Below are 10,968 nucleotides of genomic sequence, written 5' to 3'. Positions count from 1 at the left end.
GCCACAATGCGGTCGCGGTAGGTCTCGCCATCCGACGACAGCGGGTCGCATTGCGCCGTGACGATCACCGTTGGCGGCAGGCCGGAGAAATCGGTGTCGCGCAGCGGTGAGAAGGTCGGGTCGTCGGGCGATTGCCGCCTGGCCGAGCGGACGTCGCGGTAGAAGGCGATGTCGGCCACGGATAGCAGCGGCGCCTCGGCGTGTTCGACATAGGAACCGGCGGTCTCGTCGCCGCCGAGTTCGGGATAGATCAGCACTTGCCCGACCGCAGCTCTGATATGGCGGCGCGTCGCCTGCGCCACGGCGGCGGCGAGATTGCCGCCAGCGCTTTCGCCACACAGGACCAGCGGCAGGTCTGACGTCGCTGCCGCCCATTCGAAGGCGGCCACCGCATCGTCGAAGGCGGCGGGGTGGACGTGTTCCGGCGCCAGGCGGTAGTCGACCGACAGCACGTCGAAACCGGTGCCGGCGCAGAGCTCGGCGCAGATGTCGTCATGGCTTTCCAGCCCGCCGAGGATGAAGCCGCCGCCGTGGTAGTAGATCACCATCGCCTTCGCGGCACTACCGGCAAGCTGGTAACGGCGGACCGGGATGTCGCGGCCGGCGGCGATCAGGCCGTCGCTGGCCTTGACGCCTGCTGGGCGGCCCTGGTGGAAGGCCCGGCTCATCCTGTCATAGACGGCGCGCTGCTTGTCGATCGGCAGGCCGATGATTTCGGGCGGATACCAGGCGTTGACCGCGTCGATATAGGCCCACAGGGCCGGGTCGAGCCGTGTTTCGTAGGGGCCGCGGCTCATAGATCGGCGTAGAGCGCGGCCGCGTTGTCGAAGCTGAAGCGCAGCGGCACCGAGCCCTCGACCTGCCAGGCGGTGACGGTCTCGCCCGCCAGCAGCCGGCAGGCGCCGTCGGTGTCGGTGACGGCGCCGCCATAGAGCCGGTTGGCGAGGTTGAGGATGCCGGTCTGGTGCATGGCCGCGCTGCCGCTGCCGCAGGCATCCTTGACCAAAAGCACGCGGAAGCCCTTCGCCACCGCATCCTTGACGGAAGCGTCGATGCAGGCCTCGGTCCAGACGCCCGATATGACCAGCCATTCGATGCCTGAAGACTTGATGTCGCGGGCCGCCGGGCCGGTGCGGAAGGCGCTGGCCTCGGCCTTGACCAGCAGCGCCTCGCCGTTGATCGGTGCCACCTCACGGCAGATCTCGGTCAGCGGATCGCTCTTGTCGGAGAAAGCCGACTTGCCGTCTTCACCGACCGGATGAAACGGCCGGTCCTGCTTGTCGAGATCGACGATGTAGGCCCAGTGGTAGAGCGGCACATGGTTTTGCCGCGCCGCCGCCTGCAGGCGCTGGACATTGGCGAGGATGCTGCTGAAGCCCTCGACCAGATAGCGGGGGTCCTGCCGGTGCTCTTCCTGCAGGTCGATGAAGATCGCGGCCACCGTGCCGGGCTTGATGGAGATGGGGGTTTTCATGCCGATGCGCCTTGGTTGTGGGCGGGCGACACCGCTCTGTTTAGCGAGCTGGCGCAAGCAGCGGTGATTGGCCGGCGCCTCCCCACCTTCGGCATCCACGGGCGGAGCAGGAGCGAAGCTCCGTCGCGGAGACCCGAGGATCCATGCCGTGATGTTGATCGAATGGTGCAGCGGTGCAGAACTTGTACCGTTGCGGTGCATAGAGGTCGCGGCATGGATCCCTTGGGCTGCAAAGCAGCTCCAGGGGTCTGCGCCGCGTCGCTGCGCTCCTTGCTCCGCCCTAGGATGACGAAGCGATGGAAGGCTGCGACAGCAGCGAAGGCTCGCGATCCGGCGCCGGTGTACGAAACCGCCCTCAAACCTGCGTCTCCAGAAACTCGTCCTCATAGGGAAAGCGCGAAAGCAGCTCCGTGCCCGTCTCGGTGATCAGGATCTCGTCCTCCAGCTTGACGCCCTCGCGGCCGCCTTTCTCGCCGATATAGCTTTCCACGCTCACCACCATGCCTGGCACGATATGGCCGTCACGGCCATAGGTCTCGTAATCCATGGCATGCGCGATGAACGGCGTTTCGCCATGCATGCCGACGCCGTGCATTACCGAGGTGTAGCGCTGGTCGACGAAACGGTCCGGGATTTTCCACGCCTTCTCGGCAATCTCGCGGAACGCCATGCCGGGTTTGACGATCGAAATGTTGTGCTGAACCTGGTCGTGCGCCATGCGGTAGAGCGACTTCTGGTAGGGCGTCGGCTTGCCCGGCCCGCAGCGGAAGGTGCGCGAGAAATCCGAATAATAGCCGTAGCAGCCGATCGTGTCGGTATCGAGCGCCAAGAGTTCGCCGGGCCGGATCTTGCGGCCGCTGGCCTCGTTGAACCACGGATTGGTACGCTGGCCCGATGTCAGCAGCCGCGTCTCGATGAACTCGCCGCCCTGGCGGATGACCTCGCCATACATGATGGCGAACAGGTCGTTTTCGGAGACGCCGGGCTTGATCGCCTCGCGTACCGCATAGACGGCGGCCTCGGCGCCGGCCATCGACACCTGCAGGCATTTGACTTCCTCGGGCGTCTTGACCGCGCGCACCGCCAGGATCTCGCCCTGGCAATCGCGAACCTCGCAGCCGCGCTTTTCGAGCGCCAGCGCCTGCAGATGGCTGCAGCGGTCGAGGCCGAGCTTCATCGAGCCGCCGCCATGCTGCTTCAGAAGCTCGGCGATCTCGTCGGCGAAGGGCCCGGCGGTCTCGTCGTCGCGGCCGGAGACCGACGACCAGACCAGCTTGGAAGGACGCGCCTCGTCGATCGTGTCGAGCACCATCGAGACATGATAGCTCTGCGGATATTCGAACAGCACGATCGGCCCTTCGGTCGGGATGAAGAAATAGCGGGTCGAGTTGCGCAGGAAATAGCCGAACATGTTGCGCGAACCGGTGGCGTAGCGCTGGTTGTAGGGATCGAACAACACGACGCCGCCATAGCCGGCCTCGCGCATCCAGCCGCGCAGCTTGGCCAGCCGGCCCTTGCGCAGCGCATCGGCATCGATGAAGGACGGCTCGGTGTCCGACAGCCACATGCCGCCGGCCGGATCGGCCGCGGCCGGGTGGCGCATGCGGTCCTTGAAGTCCACGTCCTCAGTGCTGTCGGGGTCGAAAACGACGATGCTCATGGGGGTACGGCCTTGGCTGGGTTGCGAGGTCGGAGCATGGCGCAGGCGGGGCGTGGGTATTGTGCGGGAAACCGCAGGTGTTGTGCGGGATGCCGCTGGCTAATCGGTTACGTCGCGATCCTTCGCGCCCCCCTCTGCCCTGCCGGGCATCTCCCCCTCAAGGGGGGAGATTGGCAGTTTCGATGCCGCCGTTCTTTTCTTCAACATCTGAGATTAGCGAAAGCAGAGATGCAGTCCGAGCTCCCCCCTTGAGGGGGAGATGTCCGGCAGGACAGAGGGGGGCGCTGTCCCGCCAACGTCTCACCCGTCAGCAAGCGCCCTAATGCCGTCTCGCCAATCTCGGCGGATGCCCATGCTCCTCGCGAAACGCCCGCGCAAAACTCGACATCGATGCAAACCCACACGCCAGCGCCACGTCGCGCACGGCGAGCGTCGAGTGTGCCAGGAGGTCGGCGGCGCGTTTCAGCCGCAGCCGGCGGTAGTAGCCGTTGGGCGAGATAGCGAGTTCGGAGCGGAAGCTGCGTTCGAGCTTGTCGGAGGAGACGCCGAGCTTTGCGGTCAGCTCGGCCATGCCGAGCCGCTCTTCCACCGCGTCCTCCATGATGGCGATGGCCGACAGCACCAGTTCGTTGCGGACGCCGGTGCGCAGCCGCAGCGGCATCATCTTGCGGTCGATGCTGGAACGCAGCTGGCTGTGCACGAACCATTCGGCGACACCTGCGGCAAGCTCGGCGCCGTAGTCGCGGGTGATGATCTCCAGCATCATGTCGAGGCTGCCGACGCCGCCGGCCGAGGTGAAGCGCTTGCGGTCGATGACGTAGAGGTCGCGCCTGAGCTCGATGTTGGGAAAAGCTTCGGTGAAGGCGGCCTGGCTGGTCCAGTGCAAGGTGCAGGCATGGCCGTCGAGCAGGCCGGCCCGCGCCAGGAAGAAAGCCGCGTCCGCCACCGCGCCGATATGGGCGCCATTGCGCAGGCTCTTGCGGATCCAGCTTGCCGCGTCCTCGGCGACGAGGTGGTCGGCATCGCCGCCCGAGCAGACGACGATGCGGTCGACCTTCGGCGCGTCCTCGGCGTAAAAACCCGGCTGGATGACGACGCCGTTCGAGGCCTCGACCGGGCCTTTTGTGCCGCCGACGATGATCCAGCGATAGCATTCTCTTTTCGCCAGGACATTGGCGGCACGCAGCGGCTCAATGACCGAGCTGAACGCCATCATCGGAAAGCCGGGGAAGACCAGCACCGCGAAGGTGAGAGGGGTGTCGGTGGGTTTGGGTGGGGCGTGTGTGGCCATGGGCGCTAGACTTCGGGCAGATGGAGTGCGGCGTCAATTGGCCTGATGCTTGAACCCGGAACGTCAGCGCCGCCCCTCACCTGCCTGCCGGCATCCTCTCCCCGTAAACGGGGCGAGGGACGCTGTTATCGGCGCTTACGCCAATCACCGGCGGCCGCGGCTAGCGTCTTTCTCCCCGTCGCTATACGGGGAGAAATGCCCGGCAGGGCAATGAGGGGCGGCGCCGATTTTGGCGATTTGAGGGTCTATCCCCCCAGCGCCTGCTCCAAATCCGCGATCAGATCATCTCCATCCTCGATCCCCGCCGACAATCTTACCAGCGAATCCGATATACCGATCTCGGCCCGTTTCTCGGCCGGAATGGAGCCATGCGTCATCAGTGCCGGATGCTCGATCAGGCTCTCCACGCCGCCGAGGCTTTCGGCCAGCGTGAACAGCTGCGTGCGTTCGAGGAACTTTTTGGTGCCGGCTAGGTCGCGGTCGAGCACGGCTGTGATCATGCCGCCGAAGGCGTGCATCTGCTGGACGGCGACGGCGTGCTGCGGGTGGCTGGCGAGGCCGGGATAGATGACGCGGCGCACGTCGCGGCGCGCTTCCAGCCACTGCGCGATCTTCAGCCCGTTGGCGGAATGACGCTCCATGCGCAGCGCCAGCGTCTTCAGCCCGCGCAGCGCCAGAAAGCTGTCGAACGGGCCCGAGATGGCACCGATGGCGTTCTGCAGGAATTTCAGCTGGGCGGAGAGATCCTTGTTGTCGCCGACCACGGCGACGCCGCCGACCATATCGGAATGGCCGTTGAGATATTTGGTGGTCGAATGCACCACGATGTCGATGCCGAGCTCCAGCGGGCGTTGAATATAAGGGCTGCAGAACGTGTTGTCGGCGACCGACAAAATGCCCTTGCGCCTGGCGAGTGCGGCGACGCCTTCGAGGTCGACGATGCGCAGCAGCGGGTTGGTCGGCGTCTCGACCCACAGCATTTTCGTCTCGGGCCGGATCGCGGCCTCGACGGCGGCGAGGTCGGTGAAGTCGACGAACGAGACCTGCAGATTGGCCGAGCGTTTGCGCACCCGCTCCATCAACCGGAACGAGCCGCCATAGATGTCGTCGGTGGCGACGATGTGAGCGCCGGAATCGAGCAGCTCCAGCACGGTGGCGATCGCCGCCAGGCCGGACGCGAAGGCAAAGGCGGCCGAGCCGCTTTCGAGGTCGGCCACGGCGCGCTCGAAGGCAAAGCGCGTCGGGTTCTGGCTGCGGGCATATTCAAAGCCCTTGTGCACGCCGGGCGACTGCTGGGCAAAGGTCGAGGTGGCGTAGATCGGCACCATCACCGCGCCGGTCAGCGGGTCGTGGCTCTGGCCGCCATGGATGGTGCGCGTCGAGAAAGCCAGACGGTTCTTGCCCGGTGGTGGTGTTTCAGCGGTCATCGTGCGCGCCTCAGATGGTTGATCAGGTCGATGCGGGTAATCAGCCCGACGAACTCGTCGCCGTCGAAGATGATGGCGACCTCGTTGCGGTCGAAGACCGGCAGCAGCGCATCCAGCGTCTGGCTGGCCTGCAGCGTGTGCAGATTGGAGGTCATGGCCGTGCGGACCGGGCCGTTGAAGCGCTCCCAGCGTCCGTCATAGGGGCCGTCGACCTTGGCCAGGATGTCGCTTTCGTCGACGATGCCGACGAGCTTGCCATTGTCGAGCACCGGCAGCTGCGAGACATCGGAACGGCGCATGCGGCCATAGGCGTTGAGCAGGCTTTCGTCCGGGCCGACATAGACGGTGTCGCCGGTGCGGTGCGAGCGCATCACCAGATCGCGCAGATCGCCATGCTGCTCGTGCTCGGCAAGGCCCTGCTCGGCCAGCCAGAAATCGTCGAACACTTTCGACAGGTATTTGTTGCCGCTGTCGCAGACGAAGGTGACAACGCGTTTGGGCACCGTCTGCTCGCGGCAATAGCGCAGCGCGGCGGACAAAAGCGTGCCCGAGGATGAGCCGGCGAGGATACCTTCCTTCGACAAGAGGTCGCGCACCGCCAGCATGCTCTGCTTGTCGGGGATCGAATAGGCCTTCTTGACCAGCGACAGATCGGCGTTGGGCGGCACGAAATCCTCGCCGATGCCTTCGACGGTCCAGCTGCCGGCCTCTTCCATCTTGCCGGTCTTGATCAGCGGCGCCAGCACCGAGCCGACCGGATCGGCCAGCACCATTTCGGTCTTCGGCGACACTTTGGCGAAGTAGCGGCCAAGCCCGGTCAGCGTACCGCCGGAGCCGACGCCGACGACCACCGCATCGACGTCACCGTCGAGCTGCGAAAAGATCTCCGGACCGGTGGTGGTCTCATGCGCCAGCGGATTGGCCGGGTTGGCGAACTGGTTGGCATAGAAGGCGCCGGGCGTTTCCGCCGCGATCTTCTCGGCCATGTCCTGGTAATATTCGGCATGGCCCTTGCCGACATCGGAGCGCGTCATGCGCACCTCGGCGCCGAGCGCGCGCAGATGCTGGATCTTTTCGCGCGACATCTTGTCTGGCACGACCAGCACGATGCGGTAGCCCTTGGGGATGCCGACCTGGGCAAGGCCGAGGCCGGTATTGCCGGCGGTCGCCTCGACGATGGTGCCGCCGCGCCGAAGCTTGCCCTGCTTTTCAGCCGCGGCGATCATCGACAGCGCGATACGGTCCTTGATCGAGCCGCCCGGGTTCTGGCTTTCAAGCTTGATGAACAGCCGGCATTTGCCGGTGTCGAATTTGGTCAGTTCGACAACCGGCGTCTGGCCGATCAGGTCGAGGACGGATTTGTAGGGCGGACGCAGGCGGGACAATTCGTCGGCTGCGGCGATCTCGTGCTCGCTCATATCGATGCTCCATGACCAAGCGACCGCCTCTGGGCAGGGCGGCAGCGTATCCTCTTTTCCAGCCCTTTGCAGTCGGAAAGAAGATAGATCGTGCCAATCAACCGGCCAGATGCGGAATGAAATTCCGGGTTTGGGTTGGCAAGTGTCGCTTCGAAGTCCGGCGAACCCTCCGCGCGTTCGTCATCCTAGGGTCTCCGCGACGTCGCTTCGCTCCTGCTCCGCCCTAGGATGACGACGGCGTTGGGGTTTGCGCGGAGCTCTCATCCCAGCAGCTGCTTGCTCAGCCTCGCACACTGCACGCGGATATCGGGAATGGCGTCGATCTCGAAGAAGGTGCCGCGCGTCAGCGGGCCGACGGCGAGGATCTTGGCCGAGATGGTTCCGTCGCCGGCGATGATCTCGCATTTGGCCGATACATCGAGGCCGATGCGCAGCGGATCCGGCCGTGCCAGACCGCGGTCGACCAGCGAGCGCACGACGCTGTTCGATGAGGTCGAGATGTCCCTCACGATACCAGAGCAATCGTAGATGCGGGCGACCTCGAAGGTCTCGAGACGCTGCGTGTGGCGTGACTGGACCTGGACGGTGAATTCGCCGTTGCGCGCGATGTCGACGACGCGGCCGGCGACCAGGCGAATGCGGCCGGATTGCACGGCTTCGGTGACACGGGTGTAGACCTCGGGCGCCATGCGATGGCGGTGGATGTCCCACCAGGCCTTGGTGTGCTCGACGAAGCGGCGCTTGGCGGAAGCCGGCCAGTTCTGCCAGATCTTCTGGTTGAACGGCCGCAGGCCGTCGACGACGTCGCGCCAGTCGATGCCGGCCTTCTGGTTTTCCTTGATCAGGTCGCGGAACCAGCCGACGAAATAGGAGAGCTGGGTGCCGAGCGGAATGTCGGCGACGTCGAGCTTGATCGGATTGCCCTTGCGATGCGGCGAGGGCAACAGGCCGCGCCGCGACACAGCTATGATGTCGCCGCGATGGCCGCGCTGTTCCAGCGCCAGGAAGGCATCGACCATGCTCAGGCCGGTGCCCAGCACCATGACGCCGGCGTCGGTCGGAAGTGCTGTATCGGCTTCCGATCCCATCCTGATGGCATGGCCTTGCGCCGGCTCCTCGTCGTGGCCGGTGGCCAGCACGGCGAGATGCGCAACGACGCTGGTGCCGTTGGCCAGCGCCACTTCGACACCGGATGCGGTGGGCGTGATCGAGAGGCTTTCCTCGCGGATCAACCGAAGCCGCCCGGTCTGCTTTTCGCGCGCCTGCAGCTCGTCGAGCAACTCGCCGAGGTAACGGGCATAGATGCTGCGCGGCGCATAGAAGGGCGCCTGCTCGGCCGTTGCCAGGCCGCGCTCCTGCAGCCAGCGCCAGAAATTGCCGGGATCGTCGGCATAGGCGCTCATGCCGGCGGCGCTGACATTCAAGACATGCGCCGACAGCAGTGTCGAATAGGCGATGCCCTGGCCGAAATGCGGGCGCCTTTCGATCAGCGTGACACGCAGGTCGGGATTGGGCGACTTCAGGAGATGCGCGGCCAGCACGACGCCGCTGGCGCCGCCGCCGACAATGATGATGGAGTTGGCGCGCCCGGTCATAGGCGTGCCTTCGCTCTGCGCAACGCCAGTGTCAGGCCTGGACCTTCACCGCGACCGGCAGATCGCCGATGTCCCTCGCGACCGACAGGTCGTCGAGAGAGATATCGCGCATTTCGGCGAGGCTGCGCTGATCGAGCACCTCGGCGATCGCCTGCCGGACCTCGAGCATCAGATGTCGGACTTGGCATGTCGCCTCGTTGCAATCTTCACAGCGCTGGTACTGGGTGCGGCTGGCGCAGGGGATCGGCGCCAGCGGGCCGTCGAGGACGCGCACCACATGGCCGACCTTGATCTCATCGGCGGGGCGCGCCAGGCGATAGCCGCCATCCTTGCCCTTGCGGCTCTGGACGAAGCCGGCATTGCGCAACTCGCCCAGGATGGCGTCGAGAAATTTCTTCGGGATGTTGTTGCCGGTGGCGACGTCGTTGACGAAGGCGAGCTGTCCGGCCGGCAAGCGCGCGAGGTGGACAAGCGCCTTGAGGCCGTACTTACCTTTTTTGGTGAGCATGAGATCAAAATTTCTCTGGCATGCGACGGCATGGAACCATCGGTTGCAAAACGCCTGGCGGGCGTTGCCGCCGCGTCCAAGCCCGCATGACACATAAATTCTAGTGACATGATGTACAAGCCGAGAACTGCTGATTTTGCTTCGTTTTCAAGCCGCTGCAGCGATTTTGACCGGCCTTTGTGCCCTAGAGAGCACAAAAATACGCTTTGACGGCAGCGAGATGGCAAATGGTCCTCCAACTGGCGTCGACTCACGCAACGGCAAAAGCCGATCCGGGTCGCGAGCGATCATGGTGATGGAGTGGCCGCTCATCGTCGCCTCCAGTTCCCTCATGTCGATAAGATTACTATACTTACCTCCGATCACGCGGAACATGTTTCCAAATCGTTGGCTATTTGAGGCATGAATTTGCCTGGCAGAGGTTAGAAGCAGGAAATCTAGTTCGCGGTGGGGGGGTAGGCGCAGCCATCGCAGCAGCTCAGGAGGTTAAAGGCCGGTGGGCCAGCGCCCCCCTCTGGCCTGCCGGCCATCTCCCCCTCAAGTGGGGAGATTGGACGTCACGACCGCTTTCGCCCCATCTCTACCGTCAACGAGAAAAGCGCTGAAGCCGAAACTGCCAATCTCCCCACTTGAGGGGGAGATGTCCGGCAGGACAGAGGGGGGCGCTGTCCCGCCGGCATCAAAAGGTCTGCCCTATGGCGACACCCTGCACGCTACAACCGCCTCATCCGCCCTATCCGCCGACCACCGACAGCTTTTTTCTAACAAGCCCGCCTTCGTTGGAAGGATTTAACTCTACAAACCTAATAGAATTAGCGGACTATCATGGGGCATTCCGATTTTTCTCTTTTCAGGAGCCCTCCATGTCCACCATTTCGCGACGCATTGTTCTCCTCTCGTCGGCGGCACTTGCCGGCGCGGCCTTCCTCGGCCCGGCCCATGCCGACGACCTCAAAATCACCATCGGCTATCAAACGGTGGTCGAGCCTTCGAAAGTGCCGCAGGCCGACGGCGCCTATGAAAAGGAGACGAAGGCAGTAATCGACTGGCGCAAATTCGATTCCGGCGCCGATGTCATCGCCGCGGTCGCTTCCGGCTCGGTCGATATCGGCTATGTCGGCTCGAGCCCGCTGGCGGCGGCGGCTAGCCGCGAATTGCCGATCCAGACCATCTTTATAGTCGGCCTGATCGGCGAATCCGAGGCGCTGGTGGCGCGCAACGGCGCCGGCATCGAGAAAGTCGCCGACCTCGCCGGCAAGAAGGTCGCCGTGCCGTTCGTCTCGACGACGCATTACAGCCTGCTCGCCGCGCTGAAGCATGAGGGCGTGGATCCGAAGTCGGTCGAGATCCTCAATCTCAGGCCACCGGAAATCGCCGCCGCATTCTCGCGTGGCGACATCGACGCGGCTTATGTCTGGGATCCGGCGCTCGGCCAGATCAAGACGACGGGCAAGGTGGTGGTGGATTCCTCGCAGGTCGCCGCCTGGGGCGCGCCAACCTTCGACGCCTGGATCGTGCGCACCGACTTCGCCGAAAAGAACCCGGAAGCGGTGCGCGACTTCGTCAAGGTGACGGGCGCCGCCTATGCCGAGTTC

10 protein-coding genes are annotated in these 10,968 nt (G+C 64.6%); 1 reads left to right on the top strand and 9 read right to left on the bottom strand.

Annotation, left to right across the window (positions count from 1 at the left end):
• From EN893_RS06250 to EN893_RS06205, 9 genes are all read right to left on the bottom strand, one after another.
• On the bottom strand, positions 1-797 hold a 797-nt coding region (locus tag EN893_RS06250), incomplete at its 3' end, for an alpha/beta hydrolase (RefSeq protein WP_164900733.1).
• On the bottom strand, positions 794-1,474 hold the full coding sequence (locus tag EN893_RS06245; protein ID WP_127269725.1) for an isochorismatase family protein: 681 nt from the start codon (positions 1,472-1,474) through the stop codon (positions 794-796). The genes EN893_RS06250 and EN893_RS06245, both read right to left, overlap by 4 nt.
• 355 nt (positions 1,475-1,829) lie before the next feature.
• Positions 1,830-3,134, bottom strand: coding sequence for a Xaa-Pro peptidase family protein (locus EN893_RS06240; protein ID WP_127269723.1), 1,305 nt, complete (start codon positions 3,132-3,134; stop codon positions 1,830-1,832).
• Positions 3,135-3,453: 319 nt separating this feature from the next.
• The gene (locus EN893_RS06230) at positions 3,454-4,425 is read right to left on the bottom strand and encodes a GlxA family transcriptional regulator (protein ID WP_127269721.1); all 972 of its coding nucleotides are present in this window, start codon (positions 4,423-4,425) and stop codon (positions 3,454-3,456) included.
• A 245-nt stretch (positions 4,426-4,670) separates the two neighbouring features.
• Entirely contained in the window at positions 4,671-5,852 is a 1,182-nt protein-coding gene (locus tag EN893_RS06225; protein WP_127269719.1) for a PLP-dependent aspartate aminotransferase family protein, read from the bottom strand.
• Positions 5,849-7,270, bottom strand: a complete 1,422-nt coding sequence (locus tag EN893_RS06220) for a pyridoxal-phosphate dependent enzyme (protein WP_127269717.1) — start codon at positions 7,268-7,270, stop codon at positions 5,849-5,851. The genes EN893_RS06225 and EN893_RS06220 overlap by 4 nt, the downstream gene beginning before the upstream one ends.
• A 260-nt stretch (positions 7,271-7,530) precedes the next feature.
• The gene (locus EN893_RS06215; RefSeq protein WP_127269715.1) at positions 7,531-8,865 is read right to left on the bottom strand and encodes an FAD/NAD(P)-binding protein; all 1,335 of its coding nucleotides are present in this window, start codon (positions 8,863-8,865) and stop codon (positions 7,531-7,533) included.
• A gap of 31 nt (positions 8,866-8,896) precedes the next feature.
• Positions 8,897-9,373, bottom strand: coding sequence for an Rrf2 family transcriptional regulator (locus tag EN893_RS06210; protein ID WP_127269713.1), 477 nt, complete (start codon positions 9,371-9,373; stop codon positions 8,897-8,899).
• A 147-nt stretch (positions 9,374-9,520) separates the two neighbouring features.
• On the bottom strand, positions 9,521-9,748 hold the full coding sequence (locus EN893_RS06205) for a hypothetical protein (protein WP_127270314.1): 228 nt from the start codon (positions 9,746-9,748) through the stop codon (positions 9,521-9,523).
• Positions 9,749-10,236: 488 nt separating this feature from the next.
• On the opposite strand from EN893_RS06205, the gene tauA reads away from it, so the two are divergent.
• Positions 10,237-10,968 (top strand): taurine ABC transporter substrate-binding protein (gene tauA, locus EN893_RS06195; protein WP_128361451.1); only part of this gene is annotated, 732 nt, incomplete at its 3' end.

This window comes from Mesorhizobium sp. M7A.F.Ca.CA.004.04.2.1, assembly GCF_004022825.1.
GTDB lineage: Bacteria > Pseudomonadota > Alphaproteobacteria > Rhizobiales > Rhizobiaceae > Mesorhizobium.
Note: the sequence above shows the minus strand (reverse complement) of the source record. Positions and strands in the feature narration are given on the sequence as shown.